This is a genomic window from Nostoc sp. CHAB 5836 (assembly GCF_020829445.1).
Lineage (GTDB): Bacteria > Cyanobacteriota > Cyanobacteriia > Cyanobacteriales > Nostocaceae > Nostoc.
The window spans coordinates 1-22,548 of record NZ_JAIVFV010000112.1 but is presented as its reverse complement, the minus strand read 5'-3'; the positions used below and the strand labels follow the sequence as shown (position 1 = coordinate 22,548).

At 40.9% G+C, this 22,548-nt stretch carries 24 protein-coding genes; 14 read left to right on the top strand and 10 right to left on the bottom strand.

Going from position 1 to position 22,548, the window contains the following annotated elements:
• Nucleotides 1-110 precede the first annotated feature (110 nt).
• The 8 genes from LC605_RS20940 (at nucleotide 111) to chrA (ending at nucleotide 5,760) form a co-directional block, all read left to right on the top strand.
• Nucleotides 111-1,313: a hypothetical protein gene (locus LC605_RS20940; protein ID WP_229549441.1), complete on the top strand. Its 1,203-nt coding sequence runs from the start codon at nucleotides 111-113 to the stop codon at nucleotides 1,311-1,313.
• On the top strand, nucleotides 1,313-1,774 hold the full coding sequence (locus tag LC605_RS20935) for a hypothetical protein (protein WP_229549440.1): 462 nt from the start codon (nucleotides 1,313-1,315) through the stop codon (nucleotides 1,772-1,774). The genes LC605_RS20940 and LC605_RS20935 overlap by 1 nt, the downstream gene beginning before the upstream one ends.
• Before the next feature lies 1 nt (nucleotide 1,775).
• Nucleotides 1,776-2,375: a hypothetical protein gene (locus LC605_RS20930; protein ID WP_229549439.1), complete on the top strand. Its 600-nt coding sequence runs from the start codon at nucleotides 1,776-1,778 to the stop codon at nucleotides 2,373-2,375.
• 345 nt (nucleotides 2,376-2,720) lie between these two features.
• Nucleotides 2,721-3,302 (top strand): hypothetical protein, encoded by a 582-nt coding sequence (locus LC605_RS20925; RefSeq protein ID WP_229549438.1) that lies wholly within the window; start codon nucleotides 2,721-2,723, stop codon nucleotides 3,300-3,302.
• Entirely contained in the window at nucleotides 3,302-3,547 is a 246-nt protein-coding gene (locus tag LC605_RS20920; protein WP_229549437.1) for a hypothetical protein, read from the top strand. Before LC605_RS20925 ends, LC605_RS20920 begins: the two co-directional genes overlap by 1 nt.
• Nucleotides 3,544-3,912 (top strand): hypothetical protein, encoded by a 369-nt coding sequence (locus LC605_RS20915; RefSeq protein WP_229549436.1) that lies wholly within the window; start codon nucleotides 3,544-3,546, stop codon nucleotides 3,910-3,912. Before LC605_RS20920 ends, LC605_RS20915 begins: the two co-directional genes overlap by 4 nt.
• A 14-nt stretch (nucleotides 3,913-3,926) precedes the next feature.
• The gene (gene tnpA / locus LC605_RS20910) at nucleotides 3,927-4,184 is read left to right on the top strand and encodes an IS200/IS605 family transposase (RefSeq protein WP_229549435.1); all 258 of its coding nucleotides are present in this window, start codon (nucleotides 3,927-3,929) and stop codon (nucleotides 4,182-4,184) included.
• A gap of 355 nt (nucleotides 4,185-4,539) precedes the next feature.
• On the top strand, nucleotides 4,540-5,760 hold the full coding sequence (gene chrA, locus LC605_RS20905) for a chromate efflux transporter (RefSeq protein ID WP_229549442.1): 1,221 nt from the start codon (nucleotides 4,540-4,542) through the stop codon (nucleotides 5,758-5,760).
• 347 nt (nucleotides 5,761-6,107) lie between these two features.
• Here the strand turns inward: chrA and LC605_RS20900 are convergent, their stop codons facing one another.
• The 4 genes from LC605_RS20900 to aroA form a co-directional block, all read right to left on the bottom strand.
• Nucleotides 6,108-6,434, bottom strand: coding sequence for a hypothetical protein (locus LC605_RS20900; protein WP_229549434.1), 327 nt, complete (start codon nucleotides 6,432-6,434; stop codon nucleotides 6,108-6,110).
• Between the two features lie 279 nt (nucleotides 6,435-6,713).
• Complete coding sequence (locus LC605_RS20895; RefSeq protein WP_190892099.1) at nucleotides 6,714-6,893, bottom strand: chlorophyll a/b-binding protein; 180 nt, start codon at nucleotides 6,891-6,893, stop codon at nucleotides 6,714-6,716.
• Nucleotides 6,894-7,017: 124 nt separating this feature from the next.
• Entirely contained in the window at nucleotides 7,018-8,124 is a 1,107-nt protein-coding gene (locus LC605_RS20890; protein ID WP_229549433.1) for an RNA-guided endonuclease TnpB family protein, read from the bottom strand.
• 181 nt (nucleotides 8,125-8,305) lie between these two features.
• Nucleotides 8,306-9,586, bottom strand: coding sequence for a 3-phosphoshikimate 1-carboxyvinyltransferase (aroA, locus tag LC605_RS20885; RefSeq protein ID WP_229549432.1), 1,281 nt, complete (start codon nucleotides 9,584-9,586; stop codon nucleotides 8,306-8,308).
• Nucleotides 9,587-10,574: 988 nt separating this feature from the next.
• Between aroA and LC605_RS20880 the strand changes: the two genes are divergently transcribed.
• Complete coding sequence (locus LC605_RS20880) at nucleotides 10,575-10,880, top strand: hypothetical protein (RefSeq protein WP_229549431.1); 306 nt, start codon at nucleotides 10,575-10,577, stop codon at nucleotides 10,878-10,880.
• Nucleotides 10,881-11,594: 714 nt separating this feature from the next.
• Nucleotides 11,595-12,251: a pentapeptide repeat-containing protein gene (locus LC605_RS20875; RefSeq protein ID WP_229549430.1), complete on the top strand. Its 657-nt coding sequence runs from the start codon at nucleotides 11,595-11,597 to the stop codon at nucleotides 12,249-12,251.
• Nucleotides 12,252-12,417: 166 nt separating this feature from the next.
• On the opposite strand, the gene LC605_RS20870 is transcribed toward LC605_RS20875, so the two are convergent.
• The 4 genes from LC605_RS20870 to fraC form a co-directional block, all read right to left on the bottom strand.
• The gene (locus LC605_RS20870; RefSeq protein ID WP_229549429.1) at nucleotides 12,418-13,197 is read right to left on the bottom strand and encodes an ABC transporter permease; all 780 of its coding nucleotides are present in this window, start codon (nucleotides 13,195-13,197) and stop codon (nucleotides 12,418-12,420) included.
• A gap of 3 nt (nucleotides 13,198-13,200) precedes the next feature.
• Nucleotides 13,201-13,377, bottom strand: coding sequence for a hypothetical protein (locus tag LC605_RS20865; protein ID WP_229549428.1), 177 nt, complete (start codon nucleotides 13,375-13,377; stop codon nucleotides 13,201-13,203).
• The gene (fraD, locus tag LC605_RS20860) at nucleotides 13,313-14,326 is read right to left on the bottom strand and encodes a septal junction protein FraD (RefSeq protein WP_229549426.1); all 1,014 of its coding nucleotides are present in this window, start codon (nucleotides 14,324-14,326) and stop codon (nucleotides 13,313-13,315) included. Before fraD ends, LC605_RS20865 begins: the two co-directional genes overlap by 65 nt.
• A gap of 64 nt (nucleotides 14,327-14,390) precedes the next feature.
• Entirely contained in the window at nucleotides 14,391-14,930 is a 540-nt protein-coding gene (gene fraC / locus LC605_RS20855) for a filament integrity protein FraC (RefSeq protein WP_229549425.1), read from the bottom strand.
• Nucleotides 14,931-15,215: 285 nt separating this feature from the next.
• On the opposite strand from fraC, the gene LC605_RS20850 reads away from it, so the two are divergent.
• The 4 genes from LC605_RS20850 to iscB all read left to right on the top strand — a co-directional run bounded on the left by LC605_RS20850 (nucleotide 15,216) and on the right by iscB (nucleotide 19,716).
• Nucleotides 15,216-16,352 (top strand): cob(I)yrinic acid a,c-diamide adenosyltransferase, encoded by a 1,137-nt coding sequence (locus tag LC605_RS20850; protein WP_229549424.1) that lies wholly within the window; start codon nucleotides 15,216-15,218, stop codon nucleotides 16,350-16,352.
• Between the two features lie 133 nt (nucleotides 16,353-16,485).
• Complete coding sequence (locus LC605_RS20845) at nucleotides 16,486-16,884, top strand: type II toxin-antitoxin system RelE/ParE family toxin (protein ID WP_229549423.1); 399 nt, start codon at nucleotides 16,486-16,488, stop codon at nucleotides 16,882-16,884.
• Complete coding sequence (locus tag LC605_RS20840; protein WP_229549422.1) at nucleotides 16,877-17,983, top strand: helix-turn-helix domain-containing protein; 1,107 nt, start codon at nucleotides 16,877-16,879, stop codon at nucleotides 17,981-17,983. The genes LC605_RS20845 and LC605_RS20840 overlap by 8 nt, the downstream gene beginning before the upstream one ends.
• Nucleotides 17,984-18,411: 428 nt before the next feature.
• A complete protein-coding gene (gene iscB, locus LC605_RS20835; protein WP_229549421.1) occupies nucleotides 18,412-19,716 on the top strand; it encodes an RNA-guided endonuclease IscB in 1,305 nt (434 codons plus the stop codon).
• Here the strand turns inward: iscB and LC605_RS20830 are convergent.
• The gene (locus tag LC605_RS20830) at nucleotides 19,706-20,647 is read right to left on the bottom strand and encodes a PleD family two-component system response regulator (RefSeq protein WP_229549420.1); all 942 of its coding nucleotides are present in this window, start codon (nucleotides 20,645-20,647) and stop codon (nucleotides 19,706-19,708) included. The genes iscB and LC605_RS20830 overlap by 11 nt on opposite strands.
• 918 nt (nucleotides 20,648-21,565) lie before the next feature.
• A complete protein-coding gene (locus LC605_RS20825; RefSeq protein ID WP_229549419.1) occupies nucleotides 21,566-21,802 on the bottom strand; it encodes a hypothetical protein in 237 nt (78 codons plus the stop codon).
• Nucleotides 21,803-22,548 lie beyond the last annotated feature (746 nt).

The following is a 22,548-nucleotide window of genomic DNA, read 5'->3' as shown; positions in this document are numbered from 1 at the left end:
TTGATAAACGTAATGAAGAATTTACCAGAAAATTAATACTTACAGCCGACCAATGATTTAAGGAATCCATTGAGGAAGGGAAGAAAGCTTTAAATATAAAAGGTTTAGAATTGTCTGATTTGTCAAAGGAATTTGATAAGCGTAACGAAGAACTTACCCAAATAAAATCTGATTTGGCTACCGTCAAAAGTGAGCTTAAAAGCAATATAAATGACATTACTAAAATTGATACTAAATTAAAAGAACAAACAAAAGTGAATGAGCAAGCATTACCAAAACTTGACCAAATACTCGGAATACTCCCTTTAATCCCAGCAAGAGCAGCAGACGCGATTAAGCCAAGTATCCCCACTATTCCTCAGATAGAAACTGCCACGGGCACAGCAATGTGCAACAACTTAAAAACAGGTTGCGGTAAAAACGCGATTAACGATGCAGTGAGCAATGTTACAGGGAATGCTAACACTAACGCTGCTAATATACTCGGTGCTGTTAACGCTGTAGGGCAAGGTGCTGATTTGGCGTTACTTGGTGTAATCAATAGCAAATTAGGAGATCAACTCCCTGGGGGTATTGGCGGTAAATTGTCTCGCTTTGCAGAATGGGCACATCTAGATCGTGCCCTAAATATTATGAATCTGGCTGCTAATATTCATAATGGTGCAATGCTATCCAATAATCTTGGACAAACACTATTAAGTGTCATTGGAAATCTTCTTAGTATTGTGGGATTAAAAGACGCTGAAGGGCAAGCATTTGATATTGGAAGCATTATCAGCAAGGGGATTGAAGGGCTAATAAAAGGTGCAATTGGTGAAGAGAATTATCAAACACTTGATGCTAACTGGAAACGAGCAAACCGGATTTATCAAGCTGCTGCTAATTTGCTTAATTCAATTCAATCACTTAGTGCTTCTATCCTTAGTGCCCTAGAAGTTATCGGGCAATGGAATGCAAAAGTAGCTAACTCATTAAAACGCTTTGGAGTTGTGGGAGAAAAAGCTTACTCGTGGATGAATCCAAATGTTAACTTCCAAAATAAATACTTCACTGCTCTTGAAAACGCTACTAATGTTATCTCTCAGGTAGACCAGGTGGCGTCTGAAGTTTTATCAATTAAAGAAACAGTTGGACAGATTGTAGAGCAGAAAAAAGAACTTGATGACTCTTTAAAAGAAACTGATGCTAGCAAACAGAAAGCTGAACTCCCAGAAGCAGCGAAAGTAGCACAGAAAGAAACTGAATCCAAAGCAGCTAGTGCAGGTTTACCCCTAGCTGAAAATGACAAAGAACCAGATGAGGATAATAATTAATGGTTGCTCAATTTCCACAAACTACAACAACACCAGCAAAGAATCTCACACCTCAAATCAAAGTAGATGTGAAAACTTTTACTGAAGGTATTGCCCGAATAAGTGAGCCAGGAACCCAAAGAAATTATCGAATGTGTGGTATTGATATTGTCGTAAGCAATGTCAATAAAAGCCTAGCTGTGGCAACATTTTCAAGAGTCTTTACCTATGCACAGTCGCTAGCCAATAACGATATCAATCCAACACCAAATGTTAACGCCAATCCAGTAGAAGCCGGGGCTAATTTGCTTCAAGCTAAACCAGAAACAGGCATAACGCTATCTATAGACTCAACAGAATTAATGTCAGTGTGTGCTTTGACGTTGAGTATTGCTAATCTCCGATTAGATTACATGGATGAGTATTTCAATAGCACACTAGCTTATTTAACAAATGCAATTGCTAATGATTTAAATCCTTAATATGCCGTTACCGACTAATTTTAGTGAGTTTGAACACCTTCAAGATTTGATTAGGCTTGAACACAACAAAGCTGTTAGAGCATATTTCAAAAATCAAGATGATGATGATATCTCTACCCCAAAAGCGAGTCTAAAACACGCTTGCCTAATCAAGGATGAAGATACCGCAGCGATGACTCAAATGAGGCTGTGGTTGTTTGAAGTTACTATTGGCCATGCTCAATCATTACAAACTCCTGTTTATGGGATTCCGGTAACAGAGTTACAACGAGACTTTAAGTTTCGACCACAAATCAAGCTTTATTTTAAAGAACCTTATAGTTTTGAAAAACATCAGGATGGTACAGAACAGGTACGTGGTGAAATTAGCTTTCGCATTATGAATAAAACGTCTGAAACTATATCAAGGGCTGATGCTGTTGAATATGCTCGTGAAATCAAGGCAGAATTTGCTACGCCTCCACTAATTTGGAAGAAAGGTAAATATAAATGCACCTATATAGATTTAGATAATGGGTTTGATTTACGCTTGCTGTCTTTGTCTAAAGCTGAAGGTGAATCTACGGTTAAATCAGTTTTAAAAATATTAGACAAAACTTAGAGCGACAATAATTTTCAATTTATAGAAAATACTAAAGAATTTCCCACTGTTCCAGGGACACATCGTGTATATGGCAGACAAGTGAAAAAATTTCGGCAACGTCCAACTGCTGACGTGAAATTTACCCACGCACAATTGCTTATTCCTGGACAAATAAAACCCGTCAATCTGGTAGGGCTAAACGGACGACTCAGAAGCGCTATCGAAAACGTCACGGCTTCTTGAGGATTGAAATTCCTTGTAATTCTTTTTCGGGAAGTATACTTGTCACTGGTTTAATTCTTCCTTAAACAGGGTGCTAGTTTGGATTGAGTTCAGTAGTGACTTTGTAGGAATTTAGACCAGATGGGAAGATATGGTGACATTCAGCGCGGTAAAGAGCTAAACGAAGCTTTAACCAAACTACGCGCATGGGAAGATAAGTCTCGTGCAGAAAAGCAAGCATTATATAAGGCACAACGCGGTAGCTCTGTAAAAGTTAACGCTAACCGTGTCAAAGGTTATGTAGAATCTTTTGGACTGGCAGGGCGTATTTATCTCCCAGTCAAACTGCTTTCAGGAACTCAAACAGCTAACTCCACACTAATAGGTATAGTTCGGGAGGCTGCCGAAACTACTGGTAGGACTCATGCTTTAGATTTTACTTTACCTACTGGCGGAATTAAGCTTGATGGTTTGAGTGGCTATCGCCCAGCCCGGCTATCACTAACCGATCGAGGTGCAGTAGTTGCTGACAATAAATCACGTATTACTGACGATGAGTACAAACGCTACGACAATAAAACCGTCTCGTCTCCTTTTGGATCTCAATCGGCAGGTGATGAACTTTATACAGCTGCTGTCACAGCAATAAGTAACATTCAAGCTATCGAAACTTTCCTGGGAACAGAAGGTAATCGAATTGCATTCACTCCAGAAGTTCTCTAATGAGCAATATTTTATTACTGCCTGAAGATTACCGAGATTTGCTGATGGTATCGGCTGGTAACGAACGAGATATCGCTGGGATGCTTACTATTAACCAAGCTTCATCTGATTGGCTAGTAGGCAACCTGGATACAGGTACTTATTTTGATGTACTAGATAATTTTGGGATAGAGCCATTTTTGCACATCAATCCTGTAGAAGATTTAGCCTTTAATCAGATTATTAGGTTAGACCTTTTGACATGAGGGAATTACAACTTGGTAATTCTAGTAATTGGGAAACAATACACAATTCGTCTATAGATGCGGTACAAATAGCTAAAGTTGGGGGCGGATATAAATCTGTCCCCATTCCTGAAATATCTATTGCTTTGTTGCTGGATGTTTTTGTTTTAGCAATTCTGGTTTCTACCAATGTCCCCGAAGGCAGAAATTGGAAGTTTGCGGGTAATGTTAGGCAGAAAGTTAGTACTGGTATTGTTTTTGGTGGTTCTCAAGATGCCAGTTTTAATAGAAGGTACGCTCTATTTTTGGACAAAATAAATCTTGTAGTTTTCCCGCCAATATCTACTAATTACGGTTGCATGAGGTACTGGCAAATGTTTGCATAAAGACAAAATGCCGATTGATAGAATTTTCAGGAGAATCAGACCATGTTCACCTATTGGTAGATTTCCATCCTGATAATAATTTATCAGCGTTAGTGGGGAGCCTTAAGTCAGCCTCTAGTAGAATTATTCAAAAAGAATTCACGGAACATTTAGCAACTTTCTATAAAAAACCTGTTCTTTGGTCTAGCTCTTATTACGTTGCTTCAACTGGTGGCGCACCGATTGAAAAAGTAAGACAGTACATCAAATCTCAAGAAGTGCCTACAAATTGATTGGGGATTCGTCATACATCTGGTATTTGTTCTTGCCTATCTTGAAATCAATTCCAGATGCAATCCTCATCCCCCGCTCCCTATCCCCACCCTATGAGTACATTGAGGGTGGGGACTTCCGCGATACGTTAAAAGTCTAGACACTCGGCACTGACTATAGCGCTTCTCGGTTGAGTCCAATACAGACCTAACCCCCAGCCCCTTCCCTACTAGCGTTGGGGAGCAAGATTCAAAGCCTCTCTCCTTTTAGGAGAGAGGAATAGAAGTGAGGTCAGAGTGTATTGGATCCACGCGAGAACCGCTATATTTCTCAATGGCACAGAAAGTTACTTTAAAAAACATCCTCTTAGCAAAAATGACTAACTCAGTACCAAGTCGCTTGGGCGAACTCGCCAACCTGTTTTTTAAACTAGGCATCATCGGCTTTGGGGGCCCGGTTGCCCATATCGCCATGATTGAAGATGAAGTGGTTAAGCGGCGTCAGTGGTTGACAAGGCAGCATTTTCTGGATTTGCTGGGTGCAACTAACCTAATTCCTGGGCCAAATTCCACGGAAATGGCTATTCATATAGGATACATTTATGCGGGGTGGTTAGGACTAATTGTGTCAGGCGTTTGTTTTATCTTACCTGCGGTTCTAATTACTGGTGCGTTTGCTTGGGTTTATGTTGCCTACGGCACTCTACCCCAAGTTGCTCCCTTACTTTATGGCATTAAACCGGCTGTTTTAGCAATCATTCTTAATGCTCTCTGGGGCTTGGCAAAAAAGGCTGTAAAAACTCGCAAATTGCTAGTCATTGCTTTCGCTGTGGCATTACTGACATTATTATTCAAATTAAATGAAGTAATTGCCCTATTAATTGGGGGATTGCTGGGTATGGTTTGGTTACATTCTAGTGAAAAAAACGACAAACCAGAAGATCAAGTCAACTTTCTGATTGCTAGTCTCAGCACAGGTGCGACTTTCAAGGCATCAGCAGCTATTGCTGCATCAGTAGCAACTGCATCTACAGCAACCAATGTTTCTTTATGGCAGTTAGGCTGGTTTTTTCTCAAAGTCGGTAGTGTCTTGTTTGGCGGTGGCTATTTGTTGGTGGCTTTTCTCCAAGGGGGATTGGTTCAAGAATATGGCTGGGTGACACAACAGCAGTTATTAGATGCGATCGCAATTGGTCAATTTACTCCTGGGCCAGTACTTTCCACTGCTACCTTTATTGGTTATATCATCGCCGACATACCTGGCGCAATTGTTGCCACCATCGGAATTTTTCTACCTTCTTTTGTTTTTGTTGCTGCCCTAAATCCCCTAATCCCACGCTTACGGGCCTCTTCTTGGACGAGAGCATTTTTGGATGCTGTGAATGTTAGTGCTGTTGCACTGATGGTTGTTACAACTCTGCAACTGGGGACAGCCATCTTAATATTACCACAAGCCCCATTTGTGGATTTTCTCAGCTGTGCGATCGCGATCGTGTCAGCCATTTTAGCTATTCACTTTCGCATCAATGCTGCATGGCTAGTCTTTGGTAGCGCTTTAATTGCATGGGGTGCTTCACTCTTGGGCTACACTCGATGAAAAACTCATCCCAAGAGTGGGTGGAGTTTTTGGGCACGGGGAAGAAGTTAGCAATGCCCAATTCCCTGTTCGCCCCAAGCGGCGGTGAAAATCATTGCTCCCATTTTAAGTACGTTGGTGCGAAAAAACCCAAGTATGTTACGAAACGTAAATAAGCTTAAAACCCTTACTAATGACTAATAGACATCTCCAGAATGTAGAGACGTAGCACTGCTACATCTCTACATGGGTTCTCGGTAACGCATATTTAATTTCACCAGATGTCTAATGACTAATGACAGCCTTAGCTAGTTAGCTTTAATTGCGCCGACCTACTCATAGCAGTCTTAAATCATTTGTGAAAATATCTATTTTTTATCTACATCTTCAAAGTCTGTTATCGCACAAGCAAATTCTCTAAAAGCTGTTTTAATCAGAACCTCTTTCGTTCCCCTTTCCAGCGAAGAATTGCGTATGAGGTCTGTTAACTCTATGAACAATAGAGAAAACATAAAACGATCTTGGCGGTCAACTTGTTTCAAGCAAGACGATATAAACTGATAAAGCTCTGTTTTTCTCGGTTTGGTTTGTTCTTCCCATATTTGTAACCCAAGCCGCAAGGTTCTCAAGCGGATTTCATTACTATTGAAGGACGCGTCTTTGTAGCGGATTGATACGCGTTGGGGTATTTCCATGAGTTTTAGCTATACATATTCAATGTAAAGTAATTATTCACTTATATTTTGCCTTAACCGGAAAAATCTGATATTTAGTTAGGACTCAATAGGGTTCGGTTAAGACTAAAAATAAAAGTGTGTAGGTTGGGTTGAGGAACGAAACCCAACCTACGCAAATTTATTTTTACGGCTTAACCCAAGGGTATTGGGAGAGGGGTTTGGGGAGAGGTCTCCCGACTTGTGTATACACGGTAGCAATTTATCGAGGGGGTGAGAGGGGCAAAAGGCTACATCAATTTAGAGGATACCCCAGAAATGGAGTAAGCCTTGACCAGAAAAAGCTTCAATCAAAATCGCAGATAGAAAACCAATCATTGCAAGACGACCGTTCCAATTTTCACTCTGAGGAGTGAAGCCAAAACGCACAGCATTGGGATCTTCTGAAACAATAGGCGCAGGATTCTTAAAACCCGACATGAGCATAACTCCAAAGTTCAAGTGTTGTCGCAGTTGCAACTGTCTGTAAAGTAATGTAACAGATGTTTAAAAAAATGCAACAGTAAGTCAACTGCCACACCCACTCTTGGGATGTGGCTTGTAACTAGGAAAAGGAATTTCCTGAAACATACGGGGTATTGACTGACCCCTGCTCCTCCGTCCCGTGGGTAGAGGAGAGAATATAGTCATCACGGACATTCCTAGAAGCATTAAGATCCGCATGAGTCTGATGTCCACAGTTTTTGCACTGGAACCTAGACTTATTACGATTTGTCCTCTTAATATGCTTGCAAACATTGCACTTCTGGGAAGTGTATCTAGGGTCTTGGTGAACTACTCGTTTCCCTAAAGCTTCTGCTTTGTAAGCCAAGAACTGCTCTTGCTGGAAAAATGCCCAGCTAGCCAACCATTTATTCATTTTCTTGCCGCGTCGCTGGGTGCGAATGCTGGACAAGTCTTCAAGCACAAAAACCGCTACATCTGGTTGGCTGGCTATCTTCTTACTTACACAATGATTCGTGTCCAACATGAACCGCTTCTCGCGGAAAGACATCGATTTTAAACGACGTTTAGAACTGCGAGTGCCTTTTTGTTGGAGCTGACGACGATTGAATAAGTAGCGTCTTTGAGTGCTTCTAATTTGGGAACTTGAAAAGAATTGTCCATCAGAAGTTACCGCTTGATGGTAAAGTCCTCGGTCAATTCCTTGAATTTTCCCATTAATTTCTTGAGGGTTTTCTGACTCAAAAACCAGTCGTACCCAGAACTGTTTTAAGTGCTTTGAGTAAGTTAAAGTTGCACCACAAAAGTCCCAAGTTTCAAAAACTTGTTTGAAATAATCAGGGATTTCTAGGATTAATTTAACTCGCTTACCAATACAGGATAAGGTTAATTGATGACCACGCAAAGTCATAGTGCGCTTATCATATCTCAATCCTGATGTTGGTTTTTTCCTGGGGACACGTTTAAATTTAGTGGCTTTAATTGCCTCTAGCGCATTATCCCTAACTGTTTGTAACAACGCAGAAGGCACACTCGGATATTGTAACCGCAGCATAGCGTACAAATCTTTGTGTGCCTTGTTTTTGTTGAATGTTTTGTTCTCTATAGCCCAGTCAATATGTGCATTGAATATTGATGCACACTGATTCATTAGATTCAAAAATCTTTCATCTGGTAAATTGACTGGGATAGAGACGGTTCGTTTCATTTTGAAATTCCTTCAACGAATTAAAGAACTGGCTAAATCCCACGGTTTAATCATATCTTCTCTTATTTCAACATCCGTTAAGACCCCTGAGAGATTAGACAAGGAGCTAGAAACCTCGTTTTGATGTTTCAAAACAAAAGTTGTTGACCCAGCTTCCCTGGTAAACCCAGGGCTATTTCATTTATTGTTCTAACATTTGGAAGAATCGGGTAAAGTAATCTGGAAAGGTTTTCGCTGTACAACCAGGATCTTTAATTACAATCCCTGGAACCTTCAAGCCAGTGACAGCAAAGGCCATTGCCATTCGATGATCGTGATAGGTTTCAATCGCCGCCGGGGTAATAGGGCTAGGCTCAATTCTGAGTTGATCTGCGAATTCTTCAACCTTGACTCCTAGCCGACGCAACTCTGTCACCACAGCCCGAATTCGATCAGTTTCCTTATATCGAATATGTTCTACATTACGAATAGTAATTGGTGAACTGGCAAAGGGCGCGATCGCTGCTAATGTTTGCACCAAATCTGATATATCATTCATATCAATGTCGATGCCTTGCAATTGCTTCGGCCCCGTCACTTCGGTGTAATCATCAGAGTCATTAATTTGGCAACCCATCTGTTCTAAAACGTTCAGCCACAAAATATCACCCTGACAGGATTGTTTGGTCAAATGTTTGACGCGCACCCGTCCACCCGTGACGGCGGCGGCGGCAAAAAAGTAAGAGGCATTTGACGCATCAGGTTCTACTGTGTAATGTCGAGCTTGGTAACGTTGACCGGCTTTGATGTGAAATTGATTATCGCCGATTTGAATTACCTCCACCCCAAAATCTGCCATCAGACGACAGGTCATTTTAACGTAAGATTGAGAAACCAGTGTCCCCTCAACTTCAATGCTCGTATCCTGTTGAGCATAAGGGGCAATCATCAGCAATGCCGAAAGTTGCTGACTTGTTTGGTTGGCTTTCAAGCGAAAATTTCCGCCAGCGAATTGGCGACTATAGACGGTGTAGGGCATAAACCCAGAATTTCCCTCAAAGTTAACGGTTGCTCCACCCATTTGCAGCACCGTCAACAAGTCGCCCATCGGTCGTTCTCGCATTCGGGGAACGCCATCTAGCCGATATTCGCCGTTACCCAGTGCCACCAAGGCCGAGATAAACCGTGCTGCTGTGCCAGCTAAACCCACAAATAAATCTGCCTGTTTCGCTGGGATGTCGCCTCCTCTTCCCCCCACTTGTATCTCAGCGACATGAGGATTCAAAGTAATGGGAATGCCCAATTGCTCTACGCATTTGGCAAAATACTCGCTGTCTTCACTAAATAAGGCATTTTCTAAAATTGAGTCACCTTGCGCCAAAGCAGCGACAAGCAACGCCCGATTGGTAAGACTTTTAGAACCGGGAATTTCTACCGTGGCATCCACTGGCCGATTTAGAGCAGGAATTGCAATGGTATCCACGTTAAACCTCTACGTAGGCAGTTAGCTACAACTTTATATATTGCCATATCGTGGGCAAAAAGGGCAGGGGGTAGAGAGACAAAGAGATTAACAATTTCATTATTCACGCATTCAAAATTCACGCATTAAAGACATTACATAAGGGGATTTAAACCCCGACTGAAATGTGTGCTACATATATGCTACATATAATAATAGATGTAGGGGTCTTAAACCCTTTAATTTACGATAACCAATGCCCATAAGTAAATCGGCGCAATTAAAGCTAACTGGCTAACGCTGTCATTTGTCATTGGTCATTTGTCATTGGTCATTTGTCATTTGTCATTAGTAAGGGTTTTAAGCTTATTTACGTTTCGTAACATATTTGGGGTTTTTCGTGCCAATGTACTTATCTAAAATTTGTAGTTGAAAAGCAAAATTTGATCGGACTTTTGGGAATACTTGATTTATTCACCTGAGTAATGGAGAGGCAAGGCATTTCTATATCAATATGAAATGGATTAAACCATCCCTTCAGTAATCTGAAACTCAAGTTATTGATTGGAGCAAAACTGGCTACAGAAGCAGAATATCTCTATGCCAAGGTGATCCAACAATCAAATGTTAACAATGTTAACGAGAATCTTTTTCTACTTCAGTTTACAGATGTTCACACAAAAGCGATGGCAATTATCAATGCACTTTGTCACCCTGAGTGAGATTTGGATATCAATATTGAAATGGTAACAAAGGGAGGTGTATACAAATACAGTCAACCGAAAAAGTAGGTAGTCTAGCTTTTTTTTAAACAGTAGCAATTGTTGCTGATAGAACCAGGCGATCGCGGTAAGATTTTGGACTTAAGCCTGATCGAACTCCAATAACTCATAACCCGGAACGAATAATTAATAATTCGTAATTTATGCTACAGAGCAACTCACTTGAGTCCTGGAGTTCAAAATATGATTTCTTCTAAAACTGACATTCAATTACATCCAAAAGAAAAATGACAAACGTAAACAACTTTCAAAGATTAGTAGAGCTTGCAAATGATTATGGAATTATTTGTGAACCAACACCAGAAGAATGCTTGATTGGATCTTTGCCAGGAGACGACAATTTCTTATTAGCTTTTACTTGGTCTGGTACTGTTGAGGGAGAGCCGCCAGAGCATGAATTAATCGCAATCAGTGTACAGGATATGGTCAAAGAAGTTACCGTTGCAGCTTGGCAGATTCCTATTTATTTATTCGGAAACGTTTTAAGACAGGCTCAAATGCTTGTCAGTGCCCACAAAGATTTTGTTAGCTAGCAAACAAGGGTACTGAGCAACTTCTCTGGCTAGGGCGTGTTTTCAAACCTTTCTTTAAGCACCTCAGTCTTTGGAGATCCCCCCAACCCCCCTTCTTAAGGGGGGCTTTTCCTCAAATTTACCCCCTTTTTAAGGCAATACGCTTGGGATAAAACTAAAACCCTTGTCCAGTGGACAGTGTAGAGACGTTGCAATGCAACGTCTCTACAGGCCTATGGTTCTCCACAAAATCCTTAACTGAACGGTATTGCTTTTTAAGGGGGTCAACCTAGGCCTGACTTTTCACGGCATTTGGAAGACCTCTCTCTAAATCTCTCTCCTTTTAGGAGAGAGACTTTGAATTTCCCCCTTCCCGCATCGGGAAGGGGGTTAGAGGGTTAGGTTTTTGGTAGACTTTTCCACATAACCTGAATTGTCAGAACCTAGGCGGGGGGATCTTAACCGAAGCGTATTGCCATGCAATTGAGAACTGCTATAGCCACTGCTACCAAAACTATTTTGCTCGTGACTGTTGTTATGTGAATATTTGCTGACTTATGTCAGCATTTTTTGTTTTAAAAACTACTGAAAATGCGCTTTTTCAGGTGATTGGCGATTTTTTATCAATTTATTTTTAAATATTTACTGAGATGATCTCCATTTGGGGTGTACTCTCAATATACGGTAACTATCACACTCGCTCTTTGAGATAAATTACACCCAGAGGTGAATACCATGAAAAATTATACTGAACAGCAGGAATTAATATTAAGTCAAATCACAAATAAATATTTTCAGCGCCGAGATTTCAGTGGATGTGACTTGAGTAGAATCAACCTGAAAGGAATTGATTTAACTGGTATTAACTTTATTGGAGCAGATTTACGTGGTGCAAATTTGTGTGGCTGTGTTTTGACCCGTGCTAATTTAAGTGGCGCAAATTTGATGCAAGCTAGCTTACGTGAAGCTAATTTGTATGAAGCATCTTTGTGCGAAGCCAATTTGATTAATGCTGATTTCACAGGAGCAAATTTGTGCGGAACTTTCTTATGGCGGGTGAAATTCACAGGTAGTAATCTTTGGGGTGCTTCTTTGTGTGATGTAGATTTAAGAGAAGCAGACTTAAGTGAAGCCACATTAATTGAAGCATCGCTGATTGAAGCTAACTTAAGCTTTGCAAATCTCACAGGTGCAAAGCTATGTGGAGCAAAATTACTAGAAGCTAATTTGACCCAGGCCAACTTAACTGGTGCAGATTTGACATGGGCAAATTTAACCAAGGCCAATTTGAGTAAGGCTAACCTTTGGAAGGCAAACCTAATTTATGCGAAGCTACGGGATACTATTATGCCTGATGGCACAATTGAGCAACCGCAGATAGTGATTTATTAGTCGTTTGTCGTTTGTCGTTTGTCGTTTGTCGTTTGTCGTTTGTCGTTTGTCGTTTGTCGTTTGTCGTTTGTCATTTGTCATTTGTCGTTTGTCATTTGTCATTTGTCGTTTGTCAGGAGGGAAGAACTTTGTGTTTGCCCCTCTACCTCTTTTCAGTGCCCAATCACTAAAATTCGCGTTGTGAAAAGATAAAAATGGCGATCGCTAATAACATCACACTATAAAGTAAGCCATAGCCAGCATTTATAATCAGTGCAGTTGTATTAGGTAGTGCTTGCAAACCATAAATGGCATCATTTTTCAAATCTAATCGAGATAAATCTGGCAAGATGAGAAACAAACCTTGAGTTAGGCGTTCCATACCAGGGTTGCGGCTTAGACGACCAAGTTGTACTAAATCTGGAGTAATATTTCCGATTAAATATACCGCAAAGGTTAAAATAGTCGCAAGTAGAGAAGCAGTAAAAACACCGAAGGTAATAGCGATAGCGGTGATTAATGACAACTGCAAAAATAAGAAAATTGCAGCAATTACAATACTCGCTGTTGGATGAGAAATGTTACCAAATTGCAGAAACAGCAGATAAATTGCTGTCATCGTGGTGACCAGTACAGCTAGTACTGCGGATAAACCCAAGTATTTGCCGATGATAACTTCGCTGCGGCTGACAGGTTTAGCAATTAACACCAAGATAGTGCGTTTTTCAATTTCTTTATTAACCAGTCCCGTACCAACAAATATTGTAATAATTAACCCGATAGCGTTCATCGCCGCCATCCCAAAGTCTAAAAACATTTTGTCTTCAGTGGTAGCTGCAAATTCAGGAAGGACGCGGAAGGCAGTGGCGAGTATTAGTGCATAAAAACCAATAATATATAGGATGCGATCGCGTACCACTTCCTGAAATACATTTTTTGCCAATACAAAAATTCTGTTAATAGTCATTTGTCATTTGTCATTTGTCATTTGTTCTTGGGCATTGATTATTTCTCCCTCATCCTCCCCTGCTCCCCCTGCTCCCTCATCCTCCCCTGCTCCCTCATCTCCCCACTCACCACCTTCACTGCTGCGGAGGTGGTGATCCAGAAATAAATTTACTGACGCGATCGCATTCAATTTCTGCAACTGTAATCTTATTCCCTGAATTATTAGCTGCTGCAACTGGTTCAATGCGACAAGATTTTTTCAAGTAATAGCCCTGTGGTTTATAACTTGGGCCTATCCAAATACTTAATAAATCTAATATATATCCCGACTTAGATTTAGTATTAGCTACACGCGGTTCAACGCGCCATAGTTCCTTCTCTTCATATTTACCCAGGTTTTGTTCAATTACCTCTCTACCGAGAGTTCCTACCTGTTGTCTCGCTTCTAGCAACCATTTCTCTACTTCCGACCAAGGTCTTTCAGCTATTTTTTCTACTACTCTTGGTTCAAGTTTCTCTAGAATTATAACGCCGTTTTGTGGGATTTTTACTGGTTTTTCTGTTCGGACAACGAATGTACTATGTTCAAAAGTATCTGCCTGTAAACTGGGATATTGTCGTAACCAATTATCCATCACAAAGTAAAACTGAATCCAGCAACTTAGCAGCATACTACTAGCAACTAAAATTATGATTCTTTGGCGATCTTCTGGCTTCGGAATACGAGCTTTAGCGTCGGTATCATTTCCTTCAATAAATTCTGGTATTGCCGTAATTAGCGCTGAAATTGTCGGCCAAAAAACGATTGTTCTTGGTGTAATTACATCCTGTTGATTTCCAAAGGCAAAAACACTGACTAAGAATCCAGTGATCACTGCGCCCACTGGCATAAAAGTACCAGGAACCCTCAAAGGATCTTCAGTTGTATACCAAGCTGTGCCAGCAATTAAAAATAACCAACCAAAAAAGGCAATTATATCTTTGATATATCCTATAGCAAAATATGAAAGCACCCAAGAAAAAACACTCATATAAATAAATGTCTGCCAAGAATAAGCTTTCGGTGGAACTAGTACTTTTCTAATTCCCGCATAAAGCCCTTCTGCAAATTTAAAAATTCCAAATACATCTTTAAGTAGCGTATTCATATTCCTCCCGAAACCTGATTAATCAATCACTATTTTTCCTCGAAATTCAACAAGTCTATCATTGCTATTTTGAGCGAAACAATAAAATAATTGTTATCATACTATAACTCAGGGAATTGGCTATCAATATAGTAGTGACTAAATTGGTACTTTGTAATTTAACATTGATAAAACTACGCGATCGTCGCCGTTGAGATGTTTGAGGGTCTTCTACTTTTTTAGCAACTGTTTCATTCAAGGATAGTAGTAATACCCTGACAATAAAAAATTTTAACAAAAAAGTAGTAAAGAAAATTATAAAGGCAGTTAAAATAATTAAACTTTGTGTATTTGGCGATTTGAAATTATTGAAAAACATATAATTAATCAATTCTGATTTTACCTGTATCGGCAACATTGGTTCTGATACAAAAAATACGAACCAACCAATTACACTAGAAAACAAATTGGTAGAAATGGCATAAAAAGTACTGGTTTTTTTGTCAAATTTTAGTCGAGAGTGCAAAACATATGCTTCGATGGGAATGGAAATTAGTACAAATAAAAAGTGAAACAGAATTCCACCAATGGGAAAAATGCTGGGAACCATCCAATTTTCAGGCATAAATGGTCAACGGTAAGGGTTAACTGTAGTGAGTATAACTGGCCTAGTGAAGGTGATGGGGGAAATTCTCTGATTGTTATTGTCCTTTACTATCCTAGTCTGCCAGCATCCCTTGATTGATATTGTTAATACATCAATATGACCTTTAGACATCTGGTGAAAAAGAATTGTTTTGACGTAGCAGTGCTACGTCTCTACAAGGGTTCTGGGTAACGCATATTTAATTTCTTCAGTACAAGTCGTTAGGTAAGATTAAAGACTGCCATAGTTATAGCTTTTCGAGAGATGACAAGAAACGGTATTGGTATTCGCACGGCGCAAGTGCGCCCAGAACGACTCATTGGTCAAATTCACGTTTACGATGGCGTGGGTAAAGGTAAGTCTCAAGCGGCTTTGGGGGTGGTTTTGCGTTCTATTGGTTTGGGGATAAATACGCCTAGTAATTCTAACCGGGTTTTACTGCTGCGGTTTTTAAAAGGGCCGGAACGTGATTATGATGAAGATGGGGCGATCGCAGCTTTGCAACGCGGGTTTCCCCATTTAATTGACCAGGTTCGCACGGGGAGAGCCGAATTTTTTGGCCCAGACGAAATTACCACCTTTGACCGAGATGAAGCTAGCCGGGGTTGGGATGTAGCCAAAGGTGCGATCGCTAGTGGTTTATACTCAGTTGTGGTCTTGGATGAAATTAACCCGGTTCTGGATTTAGGTTTGCTACCAGTAGATGAAGTGGTACGGACATTAAAATCTAAACCCCAAGAGTTGGAAATCATCGCCACCGGACGCGCCGCGCCTCAAAAGTTGCTCGATATTGCAGATTTGCACTCTGAAATGAAACCTCATCATCACCCAACAGCTAAAGCCCTCTTCCTGGAAGGGATTGAAATTTATACTGGTGCTGGTAAAGGCAAATCTACTAGTGCTTTGGGCAAAGCGTTGCAGGCCATTGGTAGGGGAATTAATCATCCAGGGTCTACCCGTGTGCTAATTATGCAGTGGCTTAAAGGTGGTACTGGCTACACAGAAGACGCAGCGATCGCCGCTTTGCAGCAGTCATATCCAGAAGTGGTGGATCATCAGCGCTGCGGTGGAGATGCGATCGTCTGGCGAAATTCTCGGCAAGAATTAGACTACGTAGAAGCCGAACGGGGTTGGGAAATTGCCAAAGTTGCGATCGCCTCTGGGTTGTATAAAACTATTATTCTCGATGAACTAAATCCCACCGTAGACTTAGAACTACTCCCCGTTGAACCCATTGTCCAAGCTTTACTCCGCAAACCCCGCGACACCGAAATCATTATTACTGGTCGCTGTCAAAATCCACCCGCGTACTTCGACTTGGCTAGCGTCCACTCAGAGGTTTATTGCCACAAACACTATGCCAATCAAGGTGTAGAACTTAAACGAGGAGTAGATTTTTAGGCGTTGGTGATTAGTTTATATGCCAATACACTTGGGTTAAGCATTTCTTCCCTCTCTTTATCTCTTGTCTCTGTGCCTCTGCGGTTCGTTAAAGAAAAAGAGTTTTAGCCTTAAGTGAACCGTATTGCTTTATATGCTAGATTTTCTAGAAAAAAACAAATTTATTTACCAAAATGGTAAACTTATATTAGTCTACCAACGCATGGAAATCACCTTCGCTGATCGCCAACTGCAAAAGCTATGCGAACAACAAAACTTAGCGCAAAGAAAATTGGGTGCAAACTGTGCAAAGAAATTGACAGCCCGATTGGCTGACCTTGCATCTGTTAGCTGTGTCAAGGAATTATTGGCAGGTCATCCCCATCCCTTAAAAGGAGATCGGGCGGGAGAATTTGCAGTCAACCTAGAAGGTGGTAAACGACTTGTATTTAAGCCAGACAACGACCCCATCCCTCTTACCGAAGATGGAAGCATTGATTGGTCAAAAGTTACTGCTGTTTGTATTGTTTTCATTGGAGATTACCATGATTGAGACAACCCGACCATTCACTCCAGACTGGGTATCTCCTCCCGGTGATACCATCGCTGATATATTAGAAGAGCGTGATTGGACGCAAGTACAGTTAGCAGACCGATTAGGCTACACTACGAAACATATCAGCCAACTGATCAACGGCAAAGCACCTATCAACGAAGAAACAGCCCTGAAGCTAGAACGGGTTTTAGGGAGTACAACAGCATTTTGGCTTAATCGTGAAGCTCAATATCGCGCTGGTTTAGCACGGATAGAAGAAGAAAACCGTTTAAAAGGATGGACACCCTGGTTAGATCAGTTACCAGTCAAAGAATTGATGAACCAAGGTGTAATTCCTAAGTGCCGTTTAATTGCCAAGAATAAGCCTAGTTTAGTAAAAAAGTTACTACAATTTTTCGGTGTTGCCTCGCCGGAAGATTGGCAGAATTGTTATGCAGGTATGGAAGTTGCTTTTCGTCGCACACGCGAAGAACAAAGTGATGTTGGTGCTATTTCCACTTGGTTACGCTTGGGGGAAATAAAAGCAGAAAAACTAGACTCTCCCAAGTACAGTAAACCAAAATTTGAAAAGGCGGTGCGGCAAATTCGCACTTTGACGGTGTTATCACCAGAAGAGTTTGAACCACAGATGCAAAAGTTGTGCTGGGAAGCAGGGGTTGTGCTTGTTTTAATACCATCAATTAAGAAAGCCCACGTTAGTGGTGTCGCACGGTGGTTAAATCCGCATAAGGCACTGATTCAACTTTCGCTTTATGGTAAAACCAATGACCGCTTCTGGTTTAATTTTTTCCATGAAGCAGCACATATTTTGTTACATGATAAGGAAAATATTTTTCTTGATGAATGGAATAGTGGGGAAAGTTTGAAATCGGAACAGGAGGGCGAAGCAGATAAATGGTCGCGGGAATTTTTGATCCCACGTGAGTATGAGGGGGAATTAGCAAAGCTTAAATCTGAAACTGATGTGATTGATTTTGCTGAACGTATCGGTATTCATTCTGGTATTATTGTAGGTCGGCTGCAACATGATCATCTAATTGATCCGTCTTGGATGAATGGTTTAAAAGTAAGTTTGCATTTTAAAGCGATAGAATAAACAGACGATAATCCAAGCCGATTCGTTGAAAATAGGGTGGAAATGTGTGAAGTTTGACGCACTAAGCTAATGAGCATTTAAGTTGCATAATACGAGGGATAGAGCCGCTTACTACAAGCGAATCAGTCTGGAAAAATGAATGACGATTAGCTTACCGGGAATTTTTATTTTTGGGTAGTTGAATATTTTGCACAAAGCTATTCACCAAACAGTAGACAAAACTAGACATCTAGGGCTGACACTGGACAGATAGCCAGCTGAAGCGAAAGCTACGTTTTGAGAATCATGACACCTACAGGTGCTTTCCAGCTTGTAGCTCTGTCGTCAAAGATTAAACAGGTCTATTTGGTTAAACCAGTGTCTTTGACTTAAAAAGTTCTTAAAACATTGGCGAGGAAAACATAACCCCAGTAATGGGAGGACAATCAATGTCTAATTTCGTATTTGTACTTGACACTAACAAACAACCATTAAACCCAGTGCCACCGGGACAAGCTAGGCGATTGCTAAAAGCAAATCTTGCTGCTGTCTATCGTCGTTATCCGTTCACAATCATCCTAAAATATGCCGTTTCCAACCCGGCGACAGAACCACATCAGTTAAAAATAGATCCTGGCTCAAAGACCACTGGATTAGCAATTGTGCAAGGTGACAAAGTAATTTGGGGTGCTGAATTAACTCATCGTGGACAACAAATCAAAAACGATTTAGAATCTCGCAGTGCTATTAGAAGAAATCGCCGTAACCGTAAAACTCGCTACCGTCAGCCAAGATTTTTAAACAGGACTCGACCAAAAGGGTGGTTGCCGCCAAGTCTTAATTCCAGGGTTGAAAATATTGTTACCTGGGTCAATCGATTAAAACGACTTACCCCCATTACAGGTATTTCCCAGGAATTAGTTAAGTTCGATACTCAAGCAATGCAGAATCCTGAAATATCAAGTGTTGAATATCAACACTCAGAACTAATGGGTTTTGAAATTCGGGAATACTTGCTTGAAAAATGGGGTAGGAAGTGTGCCTATTGTGGTGTTGAAAATATACCTTTTGAAGTTGAGCATATCCACCCAAAATCAAAGGGAGGTAGCGATCGCGTCTCAAATCTGGCGCTGGCTTGCCATAACTGCAATCAAGCAAAAGGGAACAGGGATATTAAGGACTTTTTAGCCAAAAAGCCCGATATTCTATCCCGTATTTTGAGACGGGCTAAACTTCCACTCAAGGACGCAGCAGCAGTAAATTCAACTCGTTGGGCATTGTTTAACAAACTTAGTAAGACAGGCTTACCAGTAGAAACGGGGACGGGTGGCAGGACTAAATATAACCGTGTTCGCCTTAACTTGCCCAAGGTTGATTGGTTAGATGCGGCTTGTGTGGGGATAGTAGAAAATCTACGAGTTCTCGTCTCGCAACCTCTGTTAATTGCTGCTAAGGGATGGGGAAACCGTCAAATGTGTACGCCCAATAAATATGGATTTCCCACAAAACATAGAACACGCTGTAAGACTTTCTTTGGTTTTCAAACGGGTGAGATGGCACGAGCAATCCTGCCCACAGGGAAATTTGCAGGTGTTCATGTTGGGCGGTTGACAGTTCGAGAAAGTGGTGTTTTTGAAATGAGGACAGCGCTAGGAAAAGTTAGTCCAGTGCGCCACAAGTATTGCAAATCAATTCATCGTAGCGATGGGTATATGTATGCTTTTTCCACAAATATCCAGCGAATCAGTGATTAGAGGAATAGCGATCGCGTCCTGCTGCCTTTGCTTGATACAACGCCCGATCTGCTGCGGCAATCATTTCTTCCAAGTCAGAATCTGGCTGAGGAATTTCTGTCGTAAATCCGACACTAATGGTGACATGAGGACTAACTTGGGAATTTTTATGAGGAATTGCTAGTGTTCGGATCGCATCGCAAATTTTGTCAGCAACATAAGTCGCCCCCTCGGTGTCTGTGTTAGGTAAAATCACAGCAAATTCTTCCCCACCATAACGGGCAACTAGGTCTGCGGGACGTTTAATAATCTCTTTGATGGCTTTAGCAATTTCTTGAAGACAGCGATCGCCTACCCGATGACCATAGGTATCATTATATAATTTGAAGAAATCAACATCGCAAACAATCAAGGAGAGCGGCTGTTGATCGCGTTTCATTCGCTGCCACTCTTGGTTAAAATACTCTTCAAACCGTCGGCGGTTAGGTACTTGAGTTAATCCATCAATGGTAACTAATCGCTGCAATTCCACATTAACGGCTTCCAGTTTTTGCTGTAAGTGAGATTGCTCAATCAAGCGTTTTACCCGTTGTCGCAAAACTGCCCAGTGGATAGGTTTGGTAACATAATCCATTGCCCCCACTTCAAATGCCCGGTCAACTGACTCTTGATCTTCAAGTCCTGTAACCATTAAAACTGGAGTGTACTTGCTACAATCAAGACTGTGTAACTGAGTGCAACACTCAAACCCATCCATATCCGGCATCATGGCATCAAGGAGTACTATATCGGGGTGCAGTTGGTTAAAAACAGTTAGAGCCTCTATGCCATTTTGAGCTTCTACTATTTTATAGCCTTCTCGCTCTAGGAAATGCCGCAGTATCATGCGGATAAAAGGTTCATCATCAACAATTAGAACTAAAGATTTATTTTCTTGAACATCGGCTTTCATACTACTTCCTTCGCAAGTTCTTTTTCCAAGCCAGTTTTAACTTGTTCATATTCCAATGCAGTTCAGTTAAGGCTAAAACTCTTTGTCAAAGTCAATTTTTTAACGTAGACGCAAACGCGAGTGCGTCTCCAAGAGTTGCGGCTTCCCGCAGGGTACTGCAAACGCGAGTGCGTCTCGCCCTGGGAGAAGAACGCAAACGCGAGTGCGTCTCGTTAGAGAAGAACGCAAAGAAAGAGAACAAAGAAATGCTTAACTGAACTCTATTGGTTCATATTCGTGATATAGCTGTGCTATGGGAATCATATTTGATTTCTGAAAAAATCTAAGTATTTGTAGGGTGTGTTAGGCGTAAGCCGTAACGCACCAAAAGCTTGAGATGATGCCGTACTTTCGTCTAACACACCCTACCTATATTTCTACGTATATTTCAAAAATCAAGTACTAGTACTATAACAGTCTCGCTGTCTCTGTAAGATAACACTCAATCAGTTCAACAAATGCAACATGATCTCCTCTAATATCATGTCCGCATAATTAGTTATGATTTTCACAGTCATTGCACCCCACACGCCAGGATGCTCCGCTTGGGGAGACCCCAGACCCTTGTTGCGCTAAAGCGTCTCCCCTTCTCCCACTCGTGATATCATGTCCGGTTGATTACTTACTAAACCTTCGTTTTTGATTATTTTGCGTAAGTCATGTTGAAGTGAAGCGTGAATTACAATCTGGAGTTATAAGCAATGTCTCTGATGGGCTACACCTGCGATCGCAAGAAGAGGGTAGTGGGGATAAATAAGGAAGGGTTGAAGGGATTAAATTTTCCTTTCCCCTTAACCCTTCCCTTTTCAGTACAAGAGTGCAAAAGGCTCACAATCCACACCTGATGACTACGTTGAAGCTAGGGACTTTTGCGAGCGGTTAAATAGCAGCTTCTTGGTGTTGACAATCAAAAACAACCATGTAGGAAGCATTTGGTATTTCTTGAGGGAGGTGACGCATATAGCCATCAGCATCAGAACGGCTGCGGAAGCGAGCAACAATCTCCCGTTGCGTATTAGGAAGTAGACGAGCGATCGCCCAAGAATTGAGGCGTTCTTTGTAGGCAATAACTTGATTGTCTGATTTGGTAGCTTTGTAATCCGTATTTTCTGGCATAATTATCTTAACCGTATGAAGTTTAATCAAGAGCGTTAATTAGTTTCTAGGTAGGAATGCACTAACGCTTTTTTTTAATGCTGCTGCCACCTTGTTATTCGATTATTTATAGATTGTCAACACTTAACACGATACTTTAGACCAACTAAGTTGGAATTTTCAGGCGGTTATGACTCTCAAAGCCTTGATTTGCAATTGTTTTCAAGATCTAAAAATGTTCAAGCAGAAAGTTTGGCAATTATCGTGTTTCCATGATTTATGTACATATAGAACAGTAAAGTCCGCATCCGTGATTAAATCAACCTCAATGTCTGAAAAAATACTATTAAAATATCAATAGAAAATGAACAATAACGTGCGTATAATTAACGGACACACTATTAATTTTTCTTTAGCAGGGCTATTTCAGCCTAGACATAAACCACCCGGAACTGAAGTTCTGGGCTTATAGCTAAAGTCCGTTTTAACGGACTATAATACCAATTCTTTGTGAAGTTGCATAGAATTTGACCCCACCCCTTAGTCCCCGGACGAAGAGCAAAGAGGGGAAAATCCAGTTCCCTCCCCGATTTCGGGGAGGGTTAGGGTGGGGTTTTTTATTATGCACCTTCATATTAAATTGGTATTAGAAAACTTTAAACAAAATCTATTCAGATATAGCCAATAAATGGCTATAATCTCTACTGAGAGCAGTAAGAAGCTACCTCAGACTGATTAAGAAGACCTTAATCAATAAAAAAAGTAAT

What these genes read in the sequence shown, in the direction of transcription:
- LC605_RS20935 (WP_229549440.1), top strand. Translation starts at nt 1,313, where the DNA reads ATGGTTGCTCAATTTCCACAAACTACAACAACACCAGCAAAGAATCTC.
- LC605_RS20930 (WP_229549439.1), top strand. Translation starts at nt 1,776, where the DNA reads ATGCCGTTACCGACTAATTTTAGTGAGTTTGAACACCTTCAAGATTTG.
- LC605_RS20925 (WP_229549438.1), top strand. Translation starts at nt 2,721, where the DNA reads ATGGGAAGATATGGTGACATTCAGCGCGGTAAAGAGCTAAACGAAGCT.
- LC605_RS20920 (WP_229549437.1), top strand. Translation starts at nt 3,302, where the DNA reads ATGAGCAATATTTTATTACTGCCTGAAGATTACCGAGATTTGCTGATG.
- LC605_RS20915 (WP_229549436.1), top strand. Translation starts at nt 3,544, where the DNA reads ATGAGGGAATTACAACTTGGTAATTCTAGTAATTGGGAAACAATACAC.
- chrA (WP_229549442.1), top strand. Translation starts at nt 4,540, where the DNA reads ATGACTAACTCAGTACCAAGTCGCTTGGGCGAACTCGCCAACCTGTTT.
- LC605_RS20900 (WP_229549434.1), bottom strand. Translation starts at nt 6,434, where the DNA reads ATGGAAATACCCCAACGCGTATCAATCCGCTACAAAGACGCGTCCTTC.
- LC605_RS20895 (WP_190892099.1), bottom strand. Translation starts at nt 6,893, where the DNA reads ATGTCGGGTTTTAAGAATCCTGCGCCTATTGTTTCAGAAGATCCCAAT.
- LC605_RS20890 (WP_229549433.1), bottom strand. Translation starts at nt 8,124, where the DNA reads ATGAAACGAACCGTCTCTATCCCAGTCAATTTACCAGATGAAAGATTT.
- LC605_RS20880 (WP_229549431.1), top strand. Translation starts at nt 10,575, where the DNA reads ATGACAAACGTAAACAACTTTCAAAGATTAGTAGAGCTTGCAAATGAT.
- LC605_RS20875 (WP_229549430.1), top strand. Translation starts at nt 11,595, where the DNA reads ATGAAAAATTATACTGAACAGCAGGAATTAATATTAAGTCAAATCACA.
- LC605_RS20870 (WP_229549429.1), bottom strand. Translation starts at nt 13,197, where the DNA reads ATGACTATTAACAGAATTTTTGTATTGGCAAAAAATGTATTTCAGGAA.
- fraD (WP_229549426.1), bottom strand. Translation starts at nt 14,326, where the DNA reads ATGAATACGCTACTTAAAGATGTATTTGGAATTTTTAAATTTGCAGAA.
- fraC (WP_229549425.1), bottom strand. Translation starts at nt 14,930, where the DNA reads ATGCCTGAAAATTGGATGGTTCCCAGCATTTTTCCCATTGGTGGAATT.
- LC605_RS20850 (WP_229549424.1), top strand. Translation starts at nt 15,216, where the DNA reads ATGACAAGAAACGGTATTGGTATTCGCACGGCGCAAGTGCGCCCAGAA.
- LC605_RS20845 (WP_229549423.1), top strand. Translation starts at nt 16,486, where the DNA reads ATGCTAGATTTTCTAGAAAAAAACAAATTTATTTACCAAAATGGTAAA.
- LC605_RS20840 (WP_229549422.1), top strand. Translation starts at nt 16,877, where the DNA reads ATGATTGAGACAACCCGACCATTCACTCCAGACTGGGTATCTCCTCCC.
- iscB (WP_229549421.1), top strand. Translation starts at nt 18,412, where the DNA reads ATGTCTAATTTCGTATTTGTACTTGACACTAACAAACAACCATTAAAC.
- LC605_RS20830 (WP_229549420.1), bottom strand. Translation starts at nt 20,647, where the DNA reads ATGAAAGCCGATGTTCAAGAAAATAAATCTTTAGTTCTAATTGTTGAT.
- LC605_RS20825 (WP_229549419.1), bottom strand. Translation starts at nt 21,802, where the DNA reads ATGCCAGAAAATACGGATTACAAAGCTACCAAATCAGACAATCAAGTT.